This is a genomic window from Enterovibrio baiacu (assembly GCF_004120195.1).
Taxonomy (GTDB): Bacteria; Pseudomonadota; Gammaproteobacteria; order Enterobacterales; family Vibrionaceae; genus Enterovibrio; species Enterovibrio baiacui.
This window is the reverse complement of the sequence record NZ_SCHN01000014.1, coordinates 55,102-72,828: the sequence shown is the minus strand read 5'-3', so window position 1 is coordinate 72,828 and position 17,727 is coordinate 55,102. Positions and strand designations below refer to the sequence as shown.

At 49.1% G+C, this 17,727-nt stretch carries 15 protein-coding genes; 6 read left to right on the top strand and 9 right to left on the bottom strand.

Annotated elements, in window-relative coordinates:
• The first annotated feature begins 338 nt into the window (after positions 1 to 338).
• The 4 genes from cgtA (at position 339) to folA (ending at position 3,427) form a co-directional block, all read left to right on the top strand.
• Positions 339 to 1,517 (top strand): Obg family GTPase CgtA, encoded by a 1,179-nt coding sequence (cgtA, locus tag EQP46_RS15960; RefSeq protein WP_129494596.1) that lies wholly within the window; start codon positions 339 to 341, stop codon positions 1,515 to 1,517.
• Positions 1,518 to 1,663: 146 nt separating this feature from the next.
• Positions 1,664 to 2,431: a threonine/serine exporter family protein gene (locus EQP46_RS15955; protein WP_129494696.1), complete on the top strand. Its 768-nt coding sequence runs from the start codon at positions 1,664 to 1,666 to the stop codon at positions 2,429 to 2,431.
• A complete protein-coding gene (locus tag EQP46_RS15950) occupies positions 2,428 to 2,892 on the top strand; it encodes a threonine/serine exporter family protein (RefSeq protein ID WP_129494595.1) in 465 nt (154 codons plus the stop codon). The genes EQP46_RS15955 and EQP46_RS15950 overlap by 4 nt, the downstream gene beginning before the upstream one ends.
• Positions 2,893 to 2,947: 55 nt before the next feature.
• The gene (gene folA / locus EQP46_RS15945) at positions 2,948 to 3,427 is read left to right on the top strand and encodes a type 3 dihydrofolate reductase (protein WP_129494594.1); all 480 of its coding nucleotides are present in this window, start codon (positions 2,948 to 2,950) and stop codon (positions 3,425 to 3,427) included.
• Between the two features lie 20 nt (positions 3,428 to 3,447).
• On the opposite strand, the gene EQP46_RS15940 is transcribed toward folA, so the two are convergent.
• From EQP46_RS15940 to lptD, 6 genes are read right to left on the bottom strand one after another with little or no spacing between them, the layout of a single operon-like run.
• Positions 3,448 to 4,284 carry a symmetrical bis(5'-nucleosyl)-tetraphosphatase gene (locus EQP46_RS15940; RefSeq protein ID WP_129494593.1) on the bottom strand — a complete coding sequence of 279 codons (837 nt, stop codon included), beginning with the start codon at positions 4,282 to 4,284 and terminating at the stop codon, positions 3,448 to 3,450.
• Between the two features lie 8 nt (positions 4,285 to 4,292).
• Positions 4,293 to 4,670: a Co2+/Mg2+ efflux protein ApaG gene (gene apaG / locus EQP46_RS15935; RefSeq protein WP_129494592.1), complete on the bottom strand. Its 378-nt coding sequence runs from the start codon at positions 4,668 to 4,670 to the stop codon at positions 4,293 to 4,295.
• A 20-nt stretch (positions 4,671 to 4,690) separates the two neighbouring features.
• Complete coding sequence (gene rsmA, locus EQP46_RS15930; protein ID WP_129494591.1) at positions 4,691 to 5,500, bottom strand: 16S rRNA (adenine(1518)-N(6)/adenine(1519)-N(6))-dimethyltransferase RsmA; 810 nt, start codon at positions 5,498 to 5,500, stop codon at positions 4,691 to 4,693.
• Positions 5,497 to 6,498, bottom strand: coding sequence for a 4-hydroxythreonine-4-phosphate dehydrogenase PdxA (pdxA, locus tag EQP46_RS15925; protein ID WP_129494590.1), 1,002 nt, complete (start codon positions 6,496 to 6,498; stop codon positions 5,497 to 5,499). Before pdxA ends, rsmA begins: the two co-directional genes overlap by 4 nt.
• On the bottom strand, positions 6,479 to 7,777 hold the full coding sequence (gene surA, locus EQP46_RS15920) for a peptidylprolyl isomerase SurA (RefSeq protein ID WP_240671751.1): 1,299 nt from the start codon (positions 7,775 to 7,777) through the stop codon (positions 6,479 to 6,481). Before surA ends, pdxA begins: the two co-directional genes overlap by 20 nt.
• A 23-nt stretch (positions 7,778 to 7,800) precedes the next feature.
• Positions 7,801 to 10,152, bottom strand: coding sequence for an LPS assembly protein LptD (gene lptD, locus EQP46_RS15915; RefSeq protein ID WP_129494588.1), 2,352 nt, complete (start codon positions 10,150 to 10,152; stop codon positions 7,801 to 7,803).
• Between the two features lie 171 nt (positions 10,153 to 10,323).
• On the opposite strand from lptD, the gene djlA reads away from it, so the two are divergent.
• On the top strand, positions 10,324 to 11,142 hold the full coding sequence (djlA, locus tag EQP46_RS15910; protein WP_129494587.1) for a co-chaperone DjlA: 819 nt from the start codon (positions 10,324 to 10,326) through the stop codon (positions 11,140 to 11,142).
• 84 nt (positions 11,143 to 11,226) lie between these two features.
• On the opposite strand, the gene EQP46_RS15905 is transcribed toward djlA, so the two are convergent.
• The 3 genes from EQP46_RS15905 to rapA all read right to left on the bottom strand — a co-directional run bounded on the left by EQP46_RS15905 (position 11,227) and on the right by rapA (position 15,997).
• Entirely contained in the window at positions 11,227 to 12,180 is a 954-nt protein-coding gene (locus tag EQP46_RS15905; RefSeq protein WP_129494586.1) for a D-2-hydroxyacid dehydrogenase, read from the bottom strand.
• Positions 12,181 to 12,221: 41 nt separating this feature from the next.
• The gene (gene rluA, locus EQP46_RS15900) at positions 12,222 to 12,944 is read right to left on the bottom strand and encodes a bifunctional tRNA pseudouridine(32) synthase/23S rRNA pseudouridine(746) synthase RluA (RefSeq protein ID WP_129494585.1); all 723 of its coding nucleotides are present in this window, start codon (positions 12,942 to 12,944) and stop codon (positions 12,222 to 12,224) included.
• A 137-nt stretch (positions 12,945 to 13,081) separates the two neighbouring features.
• Complete coding sequence (rapA, locus tag EQP46_RS15895) at positions 13,082 to 15,997, bottom strand: RNA polymerase-associated protein RapA (RefSeq protein WP_129494584.1); 2,916 nt, start codon at positions 15,995 to 15,997, stop codon at positions 13,082 to 13,084.
• Between the two features lie 332 nt (positions 15,998 to 16,329).
• On the opposite strand from rapA, the gene EQP46_RS15890 reads away from it, so the two are divergent.
• Complete coding sequence (locus EQP46_RS15890; RefSeq protein ID WP_102316283.1) at positions 16,330 to 17,703, top strand: PhoH family protein; 1,374 nt, start codon at positions 16,330 to 16,332, stop codon at positions 17,701 to 17,703.
• Positions 17,704 to 17,727 lie beyond the last annotated feature (24 nt).

The window sequence follows — 17,727 nt, the reverse complement described above, 5'->3', positions numbered from 1 at the left end:
TTTTGTTGTGTACCCAAGTGACTTTAACCCGCTGAATTTTCAGCTTAAAGTCACTTGGGTATATAGCCCTTAAGGGCGATACCGCAGCTGTTTTCGTGAAAACGTGAACATATTTACGTGAGGATTAACCGTCACGTATGCGTCAGGAGTGCCACGACTGTTTAAGTCTGTGAACAATGAATGACGTAAAAGATCGCTTAACGGTTTTTGATCCTAAGATCATAAGGATCATTGACCCAAAGTGCTCCATCAGGGTTGCTGCTATATCGCCAACGTGAACCCATGAGGCGTGTTTGACCTGAGCATGTTCGGGTGACGTAGGGTATGGAGAATTTAAGATGAAATTTGTAGATGAAGCGGTGATCCGCGTTGAGGCGGGAGACGGTGGTAACGGTACCATCAGTTTCCGTCGCGAAAAGTACGTGCCTAAAGGCGGTCCTGACGGTGGCGATGGTGGTGATGGCGGCGATGTATACTTGTTGGCTGATGAAAACCTTAACACTCTGATTGACTACCGCTTTGAGCGTTTTCATGCTGCGGTACGTGGCGAAAACGGCCGTGGCGGTAACTGTACGGGCAAACGTGGCGACGACTTGGTACTAAACGTACCTGTTGGTACACGTGCTGTCGACGAAGACACCGGTGAAGTGATTGCTGACCTGACCCAACATGGTATGAAGATCATGGTGGCAAAAGGTGGTTGGCACGGATTGGGTAACACCCGATTCAAATCTTCCGTAAACCGTGCACCTCGTCAGAAGTCTATGGGCACAAAAGGCGAATTGCGCCACCTGCGCCTCGAGCTTTTGCTTCTTGCTGATGTAGGTATGCTTGGTTTGCCGAATGCCGGTAAATCGACCTTCATTCGTGCAGTGTCTGCAGCGAAACCAAAAGTGGCGGATTACCCGTTTACTACCTTGGTGCCAAGCCTAGGTGTGGTGCGTGTTGCTGATAACAAGAGCTTTGTTGTCGCTGACATTCCTGGCCTTATCGAAGGTGCTGCGGAAGGTGCCGGTCTCGGTATTCGCTTCCTGAAACACCTTGAGCGTTGTCGTGTGCTTTTACACATGATCGACCTGATGCCAGTTGACGAATCAGATCCTGTCGACAATGCATTTACCATCATTGAAGAGCTTCAGCGTTACAGCGAAAAGCTGGCAGACAAACCACGTTGGATCGTATTCAACAAAATGGATTTGATGTCAGACGAAGAAGCGGAAGAACGTGTTGAACGTGTTCTGGAAGCGTTAGGTTGGGATGAACCTTACTACACGATTTCAGCGATCAATCGTAACAATACGCAGCAACTTACTTATGATTTGATGGAACTTATCGAATCAATGCCATCACAGCTTGTTGAAGAAACAGCAGAAGAAGGCAAAGTTGAATTCAAGTGGGACGATTACCACGAAGAGCAACTTAAGAAGCAAAATGCTGAGTCAAGCGACGACGATGATGACGATTGGGATGATTGGAACGAAGATGACTACGATGTAGAAATCATCTACCGTCCATAACTATCTCCCAATAAGAAACCGCCTTAATAGGCGGTTTTTTTTCGCCCAAATCAAAGTAAACCGAACAGAATTGACGTAAAACCGAAGTTCATCATATTGCGGTCAAACTATACGAGGGAATGAGCATGGCGCAGGGAGTCAGTGGAATGGATGAAGAGGCGCAGCGGAACCTTTCCCGCTTAGTGAGCCAAGCGGGGCAAATGTTACTTCAACACGGTGCGGAAAGCCGTTTGGTGAGCGATATTTGTTGTCGATTGGGTGAGGCACTTGGCTTAGACAGTGTGGAAATATCGTTGTCAGCCAGTTCGATGGTGATCACCACGATACACAATGATCACTGTATTACGACGGCGCGTCGCTGCCCGGATCGTGGGATCAACATGCGGGTGATCACCGAGATCCAGCGCATCTTGATCATGACGGAGAAACATCTCCTTGATAAAGATGGCGTAAAAACACGCCTGAATCGTATTTCCCCTCAGCGCTATAACCGTTGGCTTGTTGCTATTGTTATCGGTCTTTCATGTGCGAGTTTCAGCCGCCTGTCCGGTGGTGACGAGTCAGTGTTTGCCTTAACATTTGTCGCGTCTTTCATCGGTATGGTTGTGCGTCAGGAAATCGGCCATCGTCAATTCAACCCTTTGCTGAACTTTGGTGTTACGGCGTTTGTGACAACACTCGTGTCGAGCATCGGCGCAATGATGAACATCGGCAACCAGCCTTATCTTGCTATGGCATCGTCAGTACTGATGTTGGTGCCAGGCTTCCCGCTGATCAACGCGGTGTCTGACATGGTGAAAGGTTACGTCAATATGGGCATTGCCCGTTGGGTGATGGCGAGTTTGCTGACCCTTGCTACCAGTCTTGGCATTGTAGGCGCGATGAATGTGACGGGCATTTGGGGGTGGTTATGACTCTGCTACTTGGCCTTCTTCATGACATGTTGTTTGCAGCGGTTCCTGCTGTTGGGTTTGCTTTAGTATTTAATGTCCCCGTGAAAGCACTTAAATACTGTGCCATCGGCGGCGCGATTGGGCATGGAAGTCGATACCTTTTGATGCACTATGGCGTGCCGATTGAGTGGGCCACACTGTGTGCTGCAACCTTGGTCGGCATGGTCGGTGTGTACTGGTCTCAACGTTTTATGGCGCACCCTAAGGTGTTTACCGTTGCTGCGATCATCCCTATGGTGCCGGGCGTATTTGCGTTCAAGGCCATGATTGCATTAGTGGAAATTAACAGTTTGGGATTCAACGACGAACTGTGGGCAACCATGATGAACAATGGCATTAAAGCGCTGTTTATGATCGCTGCATTAGCGATCGGTTTGGCAATGCCAGGACTCTTGTTTTACCGCAGAAAGTCCGTGGTGTAGCATAGCGATCTTTGGATAAAATACGACGCTCAATGACAAAGGAAATCTGTTCACGATGAAAATCAGCATGATCGCAGCGATGGCAAAAAATCGAATCATCGGTAAAGACAACACGATGCCATGGCATTTGCCTGCCGATTTTGGTTGGTTCAAACACAACACAGTGGGAAAGCCTGTGATCATGGGGCGCAAAACCTATGAGTCTATTGGTAGGCCACTACCAGGACGTCGAAATATCATCGTTAGCCGTAACAGTGAATGGATGGCGGAAGGCGTTGAAAGCGTGACCAGCATCGATCAAGCACTGACCTTGGTTGACGGTGTGGAAGAGGCAGTGATCATTGGTGGCGGAACGATTTATGAAGCATCGCTTCCTATGGCTGATCGTCTGTATCTAACCTTTATCGATGCAGATATTGAGGGCGACACCTGTTTCCCTGCTTGGGGAGAAGGGTGGAAAACCAGCCACTCTGAGCACTACGTTGCGGATGAGAAGAACAAGTACAACATGGAGTTTGTTGTACTCGATAGATAAGTTGATCTTCGCTTTAAACGTTAGTCAGCATGTATCGGGCAAGGAAGTGAAAATCTTTGCCCATCTTCCCAACGTACCATGGTCAGCGCACCGCCCCAGACACACCCCGTATCTAGCCCCAAGATATTCTCTTGAAACACGCCATTCAGTGCAGCCCAGTGACCAAATACCATTGTCTCTTTCATGGGTTTATGACGCTGAACATCAAACCAAGGCACGAGTGAGTTGTCATGTATCTTGTTAGGTGGGAGCTTGCAGGCCATGTCTAAACCACCAACGGCGGTGAGAAAGCGCATGCGGGTAAATGCATTAATGATGTAGCGAAGTCGTTCAATACCTTCCAAAGACTTTGACCATACAGACGGTTCGTTCGCATACATGTTTTGCAAAAGCCATAGATAGCGATCGCTGCGTAACACGGCCTCCACGTCTTGGGCGTGTTTTTGTGCTTTAGCGAGATCCCAAACGGGTGGTATGCCAGCGTGTGTCATGACAAAGCCCGGCGATGTACCGTTATCCAATGCTTTATGAATAAGTAGAGGTTGGTGTCGCAGCCAGGTCAGTAACACCTTGCTATCAGGCGCGTCGAGTATAGGGAGGGTTTTGTCTTTTGCCTTAACCTTCATGATCCCTTCCGCAACCGCAAGAAGGTGAAGATCGTGGTTCCCTAGAACGGCATGTCCGTGTTCGCCAAGATCGCGCACAAAGCGAAGTACGGCTAGTGAATCAGGGCCTCGCGCGACAAGATCGCCTGCGATGTAAAGATGATCGATGTTGGGATCAAATTTGGCGATATCAAGCAAGTTGCGAAGATCGGAATAGCAACCTTGAATATCGCCAACAAGATAGGTAGCCAAGAAAACTCCTAGTGAAGGATATTTGGCAGAGCAAGACGGAAAGGAGCAATGTCGATGGTAAACGGCGTTTCGTCGTCATCGTACTGCATGGCGTAATGGCCTTGCATCACACCGACGGGGGTTTCTATCACCGTACCGCTGGTATAAGTGTATTGATCGCCCGCTTGGATCACCGGCTGCTCGCCGACAACACCTTCCCCTTCAATCACTAACTTCTTCTCGTTTGCGTCAGTAACCAGCCATTTACGACGTAAAAGCTGCGCATCACGGTCACCATTGTTTTCAATCGTGACCGTGTATGAGAACACATAACGTTTATTATCCGGTTCAGATTGTTCTTCAACATAATGCGTAAGCACGCGAACCGTAAAATTGTTGTTTACCATCCCTGTAATGTGTCCTTTTATTATTGTTGTTGGTTTGCATCCAACCAGTTAGCCATGGCAACAAACTGTGCCAGAGTGAGGTTCTCAGGGCGTGTTGTTGGATCAATGCCTAGTGCCACTAACGTGTCTGCATCAAGCAAGGCCTTGAAACAGTTACGTACAGTTTTACGACGCTGATTAAAACCTTCGCGGCAAACACGTTCCAACCACTTAAGGCTCGTTGCCGGGTGCGGTAGTTCTTTATGCGGGATCAATCTGACGACCGCTGAATCGACTTTAGGTGCAGGTGTAAACGCTTCTGGTGGCACTTCAAGTACTGGAACAACTTTGCAGTAATATTGTGCCATCACGGTCAAACGACCATATGCTTTACTACCAGGGCCCGCAGCCAGACGGTTAACCACTTCTTTTTGCAACATAAAGTGCATGTCTTTCACAGCGCCTGCGAAAGTGAAAAGGTGGAACATCAATGGCGTTGATACGTTGTACGGCAGGTTACCGAAAATACGTAGCGGGTTTTCTGGTGAAGACAGCGCCGTGAAATCAAACTTCATGGCATCGCCTTCATAAATCGTCAACTTCTTCGACAATACTGGGTGGTGGCGTAGACGCTCAGCCAAATCGCGGTCCAGTTCAACCACGCTCAGTTTATCGACTTCGTTTGCCACAGGCTCAGTCAGTGCACCAAGGCCAGGACCGATTTCTACCAGGTTTTCACCTGGCTGTGGGTTGATGGCCGACACAATGCCGTCAATGATGTACGGATCGTTCAGGAAGTTCTGGCCGAAGCGCTTACGGGCGCGGTGACCTAAGTGGACGTTATCGCTCATGCTTTCTTATCTACTAATTCAAGGGCGTGGGAGAGCGCTGTCCGCAGGCTTCCAGTATCCGCCGTTCCGGTACCAGCTAAATCCAATGCGGTACCATGATCTACAGAAGTTCGGATAAAAGGCAGTCCAAGCGTAATGTTGACTGACTTACCAAATCCTTTAAATTTTAACACAGGCAGGCCCTGATCGTGATACATCGCTAACACGGCATCTGCTTCTTTAAGGTACTTGTCTTGGAAAAGGGTATCTGCGGGCAATGGACCCACCAGATTCATCCCTTGTTCACGCAACTTTTCAAGAGCAGGTTCAATCACTTCGATCTCTTCTCTGCCCAAGCAGCCGTCTTCACCTGCATGCGGATTTAAACCACACACATAGATTTTAGGCTCTGCAATCCCGAACTTAGATTTCAAATCATCATGCAAAATGTGGATGACTTGAAAAAGCCGTTCTTCGGTAATGGCTTTTGACACATAAGCGAGAGGGATATGCGTTGTCACCAGTGCAACGCGCAAGCCTTCAGTGGCAAGCATCATCACGACTTGTTGCACATTGGCTTGGTGTTGGAAAAACTCTGTGTGCCCGCTAAACGAAACGCCAGAGCGATTAATCACGCCTTTGTGGACCGGGCCTGTTACCACGGCGGCAAACTCGCCTTGCATGTTACCTTCAGCCGCGCGGCTCAATGTGTTTAGCACATATTTGCCATTCGCTTCATTGAGCTGGCCTGCAACAACCTCGGCATCCAATGGCTCATCGCACACAACGAGCGTACCCGGTGTGTGCGCTTTCGGTGTAGCGTCTGGGTTATAGTCCACCAAGGTGACGTCGAGACCCAATAGCTTGGCACGCTGAGCCAGCATTTCTTTATTTCCGCAAATGACTAACTCATGCGCCCATTTGTCATGTGCAAGCGCCAACACCAAATCTGGACCTATGCCAGCGGGCTCTCCCGGCGTAATGGCAATGCGTTGCGGATTAGCTGTTGTCATTTTCATCACCCACTTGTTCAACATACGCACCTGCACGAAGCTCCTGCAGCCATGCTTGTGCTTCTTCATTGAACTTACGGTTTAGGAGCATGCGGTATGCGCGGTTTTGCATGGCAGCGTCCGTCCGATCAGCTTGGCGACGATCAAGGACTTCTACAATGTGCCAACCATGAACGGTTTTAAACGGTTCACTGATAACGCCTTCTGATAGCGTATCGACTTTGTCTTTAAACTCAGGGACGTAAATCTCCGTAGTTTGCCAACCTAAGTCACCACCTTTTACGGCTGAGCCAGAATCGGCGCTGTATTGTTCCGCCAGTTCTTCAAAGGTTTTGTCACCGTCATTGATTTGTTGAGTAATCAACTTCAATTGGCGCTGCGCACCTTCATCACTCAAGACAATCGACGGTTTAATGAGAATGTGACGCGCTTTAACTTCGGTAACTGCCACGGACTCAAGGCCCTTAACATCCGTAATTTTAAGGATGTGATAACCCACACCGCTTCGGAAAGGACCGATGATGGCACCTTTACCATTATTACCGATATGATCAGCGAAAATCGTCGGCATCTCTTCGAGTCGCATCCATCCCCAATCACCCCCCTCTAAGGCTTTAGGTCCTTTTGAATTGGCAAGGGCAAGGGCGGCAAAGTCACGGCCTGTTTTTAGCTCTGTCACTATCTCATCAGCGTTGTCAGAGACGCTATCGCGTTCTGCTTTATCTGCATCTTCGTCGAGACGAAGTTGGATATGACTGAGGCGGTACTCGACTTTCTCAAGATTTTTTGCATTAAGCTGCGTTGCTAACGATTCCACTTCTTGCGGCAAGATACTGATGCGTCGGCGAACCTGCGCATTTCGCGCTTCGCTGATGGTCATCTCACGACGAATTTGGTCGCGATACTGAGCCCAAGAAATGCCGTTGGCTTTTAATTCGCTACGCAGCTGTTTTACTGAGGTATTTTTGTCTTTTGCAATGCCATCAATGGCTTGCTCTAAACGCGAATCATCAATTCGAATACCAAGGCGTTTCGCTTCTTGAAGCTGTAATTCTTCAAGTATCAATTGGTCGAGGATCTGCTGTTCGAGCACATCTTCTGGCGGTAAATTTTCCGCCTTAGCGTTCAGTGATACCGTTTTCTTTAGTGCATCAATATCGCTAGAAAGAATTACGCCCTCGTTGACCACGGTAATGACGCGATCAAGTTCTGCCGGAGCGGCCGACACTGATAACGAACTGGCAGAGATAGCAACGGCCAGTAAAGCTTTCGTCCATTTTTTCATTTGCTTTTCCAAAGATGTCGTCATTAATTTTTTAATCCGAATGGGCTGCGATACCCCAATGCATTGCCGCTTGCTGAGTCGTATCCAAATCCAGCGCCATCGCCCAAACCAAGTAAGCTAAATGACAAGGAAACACTGTTGTCATATCGTGCATCGTTGTTGATGTTACTGCGCGACAGTAGATACTCGTTGTAGCTCAGGCCGATAACCCAACAATCGGAGCGGTACGTGAAACCAAATTGGTTTTCCAGCATGATATTTTGCGTCAGGTCTTGGAAGTACTGGCCTCTGAAGCTCACGCCTTTCCCTATTGGGAAACCAGTCACGATACCCGCTTGAGAAATACCGTCTTCTGTAATCAAATCTAAGTTTTCAGAGCCGATGGTGCTGGAAATGTAATCTTTTGAAACGTAACGGTAACTGGTTTGCGCAAAGAAGCCGCCATCGCGGTATTCCACGGTCGCATTACCAAACTGCAAGCTCTCGATATTGCTGTCGTATTCCACCGAGCCACGGACAAACCACTGATCATTCACGTTAAGCTCCGTCTCAACGGCCCAGGCTGAATAGTTGATGGCATTGTCGGTTTGGCTTTTTTGTCTATCGAGATAGTAAATTTGACCAAAGGCGATGTTGAAGCGCTCTTTGTACCCGTCATCAAAGAAGCGAGAGGCGGCACCAATGGTAAATTGGTTCGCTGGGTTGATGTAGTCCACGCTGCTAAACTGGTTCGCACGAAACAGACCGTAGTAGTCCGTTTGCAATCTGGCCGTGTCATAGCCACCGCCTGAGTAATTTACTGGGTTATAGATACCACTTTGGTCAACGTCTTTGATGTAAAGGTATTGAACCTGTGGCTCTAAGGTTTGGGTGTAGTCACTTCCCCAGATTGAGGTATCACGTTCTAGTGTGATCACGCTGTGCAGTCTTGCCATCGGCACCACGCGAGACACCGTAGACTCTAACGTTTCGCCATTTATGCCTTGTACGCCTTCAATGTTGGTTTGATCGTAATAGGTATAAAACACTTTACCTTCGGCGGTCGCAGTCAGCCATGGCAAGGTGTAAGGCAGTGTCAGTGTTGGTTCCACATTGATGCGTGTTGAATCTGGTTTGCTGTTATCGTCGGTAGCAAATTTGCTGATTTGGCTTGGCATAGAAAAGTCTAAACCATAGCCCATCTCAGGACGGTAGTAGTTAAAGGCAAGCTGGGGCAATAGACGATAGACCGACGCATTGTCACTCAATGCTTGAAAGTTTCGGACGTTTAAGGTGCTGTTCCAATTCTCATCACGGTAAGACACGCTGCCAGTTTGTAGCAAGGTGTTGTCTTCACGGTTACCAACGCGAGAGTCGGTGTGACGCGTAAAATAGTTGATGTCGCTGACTTTGCTGTAATCAACGTCATACTTCCAATGATCTTGAATACCCGCATGTTGCCAGTTAAAGCCCCAGCTTTTCGAATAATCGGTATAGAGATCATCTTGGCCCATGTACTCAATGACCATGGAGCCGCTGCCTGCTTTTGTCAGGTAACGAGGTTCAACCGTTAAGAAGGTGCCGCGGTTGGACATGTACTTCGGTGTGATCAGCATGTCCGTTTGCGGGTGGATGTTCCAATAAAATGGCGTCGAAAGTTCGACCCCGTCATTATCATTCCAACTGATCGACGGGTAGAGGAAGCCCGTTAGTCGGCCATCTTCAACCGGTACGCGAAGGTACGGGAGATAAAAAACCGGCGTGTCGAGTACTTCGAAGCGCGCATGGTAGAGGTCGGCAAAGATGTCACCGTCTTCTTTTTCGATTTTACCCGCACTGAAACGCCAACTGTCATCGTTGTCAGGACAAGTCGTGTAGGTGCCGTCTTCGAGTTCGTAGAACGTGGTGCCATTTTTAAAGACGCGTTTCGCTTGCCCGCGCCCCGGCTCACACATCATTTGGTATTCAGCATCGAGCAGCGTGGTGTCTTCGGTATCTAAGTTACTTTGCAGTGACTTGCCAGATACAGCCATTTCGCCATCATGAAAATACACATTGCCTTCAGCCGTCACGATATTTTCAGGCTGGCGCAAGGTTGCTGTGTCAGACTTCATGGTGCGATGACCTTGAGTAACGACGACATCCCCGCTATAAATCGCCTTGTCATTTGCTTTCGCTTCTGCGCGATCTGCAACGATAGTGACAGGTGCGTTGTTAACGTCTTCGACTTGCTCTTTTTTGTTAAGGCAGCGGTATTCTGGCGCGAGGCAGGTATCCGTTGGGATTACCATTGGTGCTTGGCCGTCCTGTGCGGCAGGATTCTCTTCCGCCATGGCTTGTCCATAGAGGGCAAAGCAAATCATGGTGGACAAAAAACTTCTTGCTGTCAGTGACATTAAAAACTCAATCCTGTTGTTGGCGTACAGCACTGGTATACTCTTGCGCTGCGTCCTAGCAATTTTTGCTGAAAAATGTGGGTTATGATAATGCAAATTGCGTCTAACAGCACCTGCTAGGTTCCAGATGTCTGGCGCAAATAAGATAAATCAACCAATAGAGAAAGATTGATGATGGTTTGGGGGAAAGTGCTGGGGGCATTCTTTGGCTTCCTGCTGGGGAACATTCCGGGCTTATTGTTAGGCCTCTTTTTAGGTCATAAGTTCGATAAAGCGAAACAAAATGTCGCCTTTGGTGGTGGATTTCGTGGGGCGAACCAACAGCAGCGCCAGCAAGCGTATTTTCATGGTGCCTTTGCAGTGATGGGGCACGTGGCCAAAGCCAAAGGGCAGGTAACTGAAAATGAAATCCGTTTAGCGTCGGAAATCATGGATCGCATGGGGTTGCAGGGTGAATCTCGTAGACAAGCACAAGATGCCTTTCGTGAAGGGAAAGAAAGCGGCTTCCCGTTGGATGACGTGCTGGATGATGTTCGCCGCAACTGTGGCGGACGTTTTGATCTCCTCCAATTTTTCCTCGAGTTGCAAATTCAGGCAGCTTACGCCGATGGTTCGATGCACCCGAGCGAGCGTCAGATTTTGTTTACTGTTGCATCGGCATTTGGCTTTTCTCGACAGCAGCTTGAACAGCGCCTTGCTATGCAAGAAGCGTCATTTAAGTTCTATCGCCAAGGTGGGGGAAGCCAGCAACATTGGCAACCAGAGCATTCTGCCAACCGTGTGCAAGACGCCTATAAAATTCTGGGTGTGGATGAAAATTCAACCGGACAAGAGATCAAACGTGCTCACCGCAAGCTGATGAATGAACATCACCCTGACAAGCTGGTGGCAAAGGGATTACCCCCTGAAATGATGGAAATGGCGAAACAAAAAGCCCAAGAAATCCAAGCCGCTTACGATCTCATCAAAAAAGAAAAGGGCTTCAAATAAGCCCTTCTTCACCATTCAAAATGACGCTCAGAAGGTAATTGCTCTGAGCGTTTTTTATCGATGTTTCTCATTAAACGCTTCACGTCAAACGAGGTTTTGAGGCGTTCCTGCGACAAACGCATCGAGATTCTCAATCAAAATATTGGCCAGAGTTTGAATACTGGAATCTGAACCCCAAGCCACATGGGGCGTCAATATCAGGTTCGGCATACCGGCATGGGCAAGCAATGGATTGGAAATTGACGCGGGCTCTTGCGTGAATACATCCACCCCAGCACCAGCAATGTCCCCCTTTTTCAGCGCTTCAACAAGGGCAAATTCATCGACCAACCCGCCGCGTCCGGTATTGATTAAAATGGAAGAAGGCTTCATGCGTTCGAGTTCCTCTCGACCAATGAGGTTGGATGTCGATGCATCGAGCGGGCAATGCAAAGTAACGATGTCTGCGCTCTCTAGCATGGTATTAAACGAGACATAGCCTTCACGGACAGTGGTGGCACCTTTACGTTCTGTTTTCAGGACCGTCATGCCAACGGCTTTTGCTAACGCTTCAACCCCTTGCCCTAAACTGCCCGATCCCACAATGCCGATCGTTGATCCTGCAATGTCACCGATAGGGTGCGTGAAAAAGCAAAACTGGTTTTTCTGTTGCCAGACGCCGTCTTCAATGTCGCGATGATAGGCAGTGAGGTTGCGGCGAAGGGCAAAGCTTAACGCCATGACATGCTCAGGTACTGAGCGCGTGGCGTAGCCGCGTATATTGCAAACAGGCAGGTTGTGCGCATGACACCAGGTCAGATCGACATTGTTGTAACCCGTTGCGGAGACAGCAATGAGCTTAAGATGAGGGAGTTGACTCAGTGTATTCGCGTCTAAAACGACTTTGTTGGCGATCACCATGGTGGCATCAGCAAGACGTTCAAGAACCTGATGGGGGGCGGTGTCTTCGTAGCTTACCCATTGATGGTCAAACGACGGTGTCGGAATGTGGATATGAGCAGGGATAGTGGCACTGTCGAGAAAAACGATCTTTTCCATGGCGGGCTTCCTTTTTCCGCCACTGTAAAAGTTAGTGAGCGTTATTTCAACAAGCTCGGGTCAGCTTCGATACCGCGTGTGACTAAAGTATCGCTCGGGGCCTGTTGATAAAACTCGCACGGCGCTGACAAGTGCATCGGCTCACCTGAACCTGGGTGTAAAAATGCCAGCTCTGCAGCATGAAGTTGCAGCCTTGGTGAGTACTTTAGCGCTTGTGGATGTGCATAAAAATCATCGCCTACGATGGGATGATCGAGTGAAAGCATGTGCACGCGAAGTTGATGCGATCGGCCAGTGATGGGCAGTAAACGCAACAAAGTGGTTTTTTTCTCACGCTTGATCACTTCGTAGTCGGTCACTGACGGTTTGCCGTGCTCGAAACAGACTTTTTGTAATGGACGGTTTGGCCAATCACAAATCAATGGGAGGTCGATACGATCCGCATCTTGCTCAACCACGCCCCAAACACGCGCGTAGTAAAGCTTATGGGTTACACGTTCGCGGAATTGGGCCTTGAGGTGACGCTCGGCATCTTTGTGTTTGCCAAATACGATCAGTCCTGACGTCGACATATCGAGGCGATGCACCAGTTCAGCTTCTGGGTATTCCGCTTTCACGCGAGACCAAGCGCTGTCGTAGTGTGCGGGATCACGGCCGGGGTTCGTCAGCAAACCGCTTTGTTTGTTGATGGCAATGATGTCGTCATCCTGATAAATAACATCTAGCCAAGGCTCCGTTGGCGGATTGTAGATAAAATCGCTCATGTTTTCGCTCGATATTTGGACGGCCGGAAGTGTAGCACGACAGGCTTGAAAGAGAAGAGGGTGAGCAGCGTACAGATAAAAAAGAAGGCACAGCTGACGCTGTGCCTTCGAGTTTACACGTGAAGCGTTAGCGCAGATTACTGATGACTCACCACAATCACACGCAGCGCATCGAGGCGAACCTGTGCTTGGTTGATGTAACCACGTAAATCGCCCATTTGTGATTCCAAGCTTTCTAGCTCATCGTCACGAATGTTTGGGTTCACCGCTTTTAGGGCTTGAAGGCGATCAAGCTCTGCGCGCAGTTTCTGTGTCATCTCTGCTTCCGCATTTTCTTTCACGGTCACGAGTTGCTTTTGTGCCATTGGGTCTGCCAGTTCGATCAAACCATGGATTTGGGTTTGAACGGACGACACCAGTTTGCTTGCCAAATGACGGTTCACCGGACTTAGCTGACGATGGAAGCCTTCAAACTCCACTTTCTCTGCCAAGTTGTTGCCGTTTGCATCCAGCAGAACGCGAATCGGCGTTGCAGGTAAGAACTGATGGATACCCGAGCTCTTCGGCGCTTGTGCGTCTGCAACAAACAGCATTTCCAAGAACAGCGTACCCACCGGCAATGCTTTGTTTTTCAGCAATGACACGGCTGTCGTTCCCACATCTTCGGACAGTATCAAATCGATACCTCCTTGGATCATTGGGTGCTCCCAGCTCATGAAGCGCATGTCTTCACGAGACAGGGCGGTTTCACGATCGAAGGTAATGGTGCAGCCTTCGTCTGACAGTCCAGGGTAGCTAGAAACCAGCATGTGCTCTGATGGGGTCACCACAATGGCGTTTTCGCCTTTGTCGTCTTGGTTCAAACCCACGGTATCGAAAAGGCCCAACGCGAACGTCACCAAGTTCGTATCGCCATCAAAAGAGGCAATCTTTTCAGCCAAGGCTTTCGCTTCATCACCGCCGTTGGAGTGCATTTCCAACAAGCGGTCGCGGCCCTTCTCAAGCGCCGCTTTTAGGCGGTGGTGCATGTCGGCACTGGTTTCAATTAACGCGTCCAATGAGTCATCAATGCTGCCTTTGGCAAGTAGCGTCAAAAGATCACTTTGAACGTGTTCAAACACGGCGCGACCTGTTGGGCAGGTTTCTTCAAACGCATTTAAGCCTTCGTTGTACCAACGCGCGAGCAGGGCTTGCGATGTGCCTTCCATGAATGGCACATGGATTTCGATGTCACGCTGTTGACCAATACGGTCAAGACGACCAATACGTTGTTCCAGCAAGTCAGGGTTCATTGGAAGATCGAACATCACCAGTTGGTTCGCGAACTGGAAGTTACGGCCTTCTGAGCCGATTTCAGAACAGATCAGCACTTGCGCACCGCTCTCTTCTTGCGCGAAGTAGGCCGCAGCTTTATCACGCTCAAGGATTGACATGCCTTCGTGGAAGACGGTACCACGAATACCTTCACGTTCACGCAATGCCTGCTCAAGAGACAGCGCCGTTTGCGCACGGGAACAGATCACCAAAATCTTTTCGTTGCGGTTGGATTTAAGCAAATCAAGCAACCAATCGATACGTGGATCGAAGCCCCACCAGCTGGCGTTTTCGCCTTCGAATTGCTGGTAGATATCTTCTGGGTACAACCATTGCACGGCTTTCTGCTCAATGCTTTGGCTGCCGCCCATCATGCCTGCTACGCGCATCGCAGTCTGGTATTGGCTTGGCAATGCCAATGGATACACGTTCAAATGGCGTTCAGGGAAACCTTGGATCGCCGCACGGGTGTTACGGAATAAAACGCGTCCGGTACCGTGGCGGTCCATGAGGTTGTCGATCAATTCGTTACGGGCATCGCGACGTTGTTGGTCTTCGACATCACCCGCTTCAATGATGCGCAGTAAGGGCTCAACATCTTGCTCAGACAGCAATTCAGTGATGCTGTTTTTCGCGTCATTACTCAAGGCATCAGTAGACAACAATTGGCTTACCGCATCCGCAACAGGCGCATATTGGCGCTCTTCGTCAACGAAGGCTTGGTAATCGTAAAAGCGATCTGGGTCGAGAAGACGAAGACGTGCAAAGTGGCTCTCATGGCCCAATTGCTCAGGGGTTGCTGTAAGCAGCAATACGCCAGGTGTGTTTTCAGCAATGCCTTCGATCACTTGGTATTCGCGGCTTGGTTTTGCTTCGCTCCACTCAAGGTGGTGCGCTTCATCGACCACCAACAGATCCCATTCACCTTCCGCGGCTTGTTCAGCGCGTTTACGGCTCTTGCGAAGGAAATCTAATGAACACAGCACCAATTGCGCGGTATCAAATGGGTTATCAGCGTCGGCAAAGGCTTCAATACAGCGCTCTTCATCAAACACAGAAAAGTGAAGGTTGAAGCGACGAAGCATTTCAACCAACCATTGATGCTGTAAGGTCTCAGGCACAACGACCAGAATGCGAGAAGCGCGGCCTGACAACACTTGTTGGTGGATGATCATGCCTGCTTCGATGGTTTTACCTAAGCCAACTTCATCGGCAAGTAAAACGCGTGGTGCGTGACGACGCCCCACTTCATGCGCAATGAAAAGCTGGTGTGGGATCAAGCCTGCACGCATACCACAAAGGCCACGCATTGGGCTCTTGTGTTGCTCATATTGATTTTTTAGTGCGCGGTAGCGAAGTGCAAAGCGATCCATCCGGTCTATTTGACCAGCGAACAATTTATCTTGAGGTTTATTAAATCGGATGTGGTGATTGAGCAGAATTTCGCGCAGTTGCACGTTTTCTTCACCGGTGTCAGTACGGGTACCGATATACGTAAGTACACCCTGTTGTTCAGTGACCTGTTCAACGTTTAGCGACCAACCTTCGTGGCTTTCGATGGTGTCACCCACATTGAACATCACGCGGGTAATGGGTGCATCACTGCTGGCGTATAAGCGGTTTTCTTCGCTGGCCGGAAACATGAGGGTAACGGTGCGTGCGTCAATGGCGACGACAGTACCTAGACCAAGATCACTTTCAGTATCGCTGATCCAACGTTGTCCGATGGCGTATGACATAGGGAGAGAAACCTCTGGTTAAAGCTGACTTAATTCGAAACTACAGGCCCCAGATGAGAACTACAGTGTAGGCCATGATTCGCATGGCGAAAATGGCCGACAATGGTACTTGAAGTTGTGAGCATGGTCACGGTCAAAGTAGGAATTTCGGGCTGAGTAACAGATAAGTAACATTTTAATGAAAATGTGCAGTAGTCGACGTGTAATACGCTGAATTTGTCTTACGATTAAGATAATACCCAATTGACCTACGCTGCACGGTAAAAACGGGTAGTGGTTAGTTGGGGAAGATGTGGGGTAACCCACGTGCCTGTACTACCAAGGAGGTGCCTATGGGCGATGCCGATCGGAAATTCTTTGTGCTAGATACCAATATCTTGCTTCATGAACCTTTCGCCATCTATTCGTTCCAAGAACACGATGTGGTCATTCCTATGACCGTCCTAGAAGAACTCGACCGAATCAAAGACAGTAAACGTGACATCGCCCGCGATGCGCGTGTTGCGATTCGAGCGCTCGAAGACATCTTCAAGGATGCAACGCCCGACCAAATTACCGAAGGTATCGTGGTTGGTAAGGAAGGCGGTACCGGTACCGTTTCCATTGTTGCAGACTTTGAAATCAAAGAAACGGTACAAGCCTTCGCGGACAAAGCGGGTGATAACCGAATCCTCAATGCCGTGTTATTCCTCCAAGCCAAACGTGCTCCTCGAAAAGTGGTCCTCGTCACCAAAGACATCAACATGCGATTACGTGCCAAAGGTGCGGGCGTGCTGTATGTAGAGGATTACCGTACCGACCAATTGATTGATGATGTGAAGTTACTGACCAAAGGTTTCCAAATCGTTGAAGGTAACTTCTGGGACAAAGTGGGTCAGGTCGAAACGCAAAATAGCGGCCGAACCACGCTGCACACAGTGCCTCGTGAGTTGGTGGAAAATACGTACGTTAACCAATACTTATTGGATGAAAGTGAAGACTTTGCAGGACGAGTGGTCGCGCTCAGCGATCAAGAAATGCAATTGAAAGACATCAGCCGTGAACGCTTAATGCACCGAGAGGCATGGGGTGTGCGGCCGAAAAACATTTATCAGGGAATGGCGGTAGACGCCTTGCTCGATCCTCATGTTGACCTTGTTATTCTCACCGGCCCTGCGGGGTGTGGTAAAACCATTCTTGCGATGGCTGCTGCGCTTGAGCAAGTGGTTGAGAAGGGCATGTACGACAAAATTATCGTGACGCGAAATACACCAGAAATTGCGGAATCGATAGGCTTCTTGCCGGGCACGGAAGAAGAAAAAATGATGCCTTGGTTAGGGGCGGTCACCGATACGCTTGAGGCGTTGCACAAGAATGACGAGTGCACAGAAGGCTCAATGCGTTACATCATGGATAAAGCGAATCTTCAATTTAAGTCGATTAACTTTATGCGCGGACGCTCGATTCAGAATGCGTTTGTGATCCTTGATGAGTGCCAGAACCTGACGGCCTCACAGCTAAAAACCATCATCACACGTTGTGGTGAAGGCACAAAAATCGTCTGTTCCGGTAACTTGGCACAGATTGATAGTCCATACCTCACCCCTGTGACATCGGGGCTTACTTACATTGTGGAGCGCTTCAAAAACTTTGAAGGCAGTGCGTGCGTCTACCTCAACGGCGTTGTGCGTAGCCGCTTGGCAGAATTTGCAGAAGAGAATTTGTAATCCTGAATAAGGGCAGGCCAAATG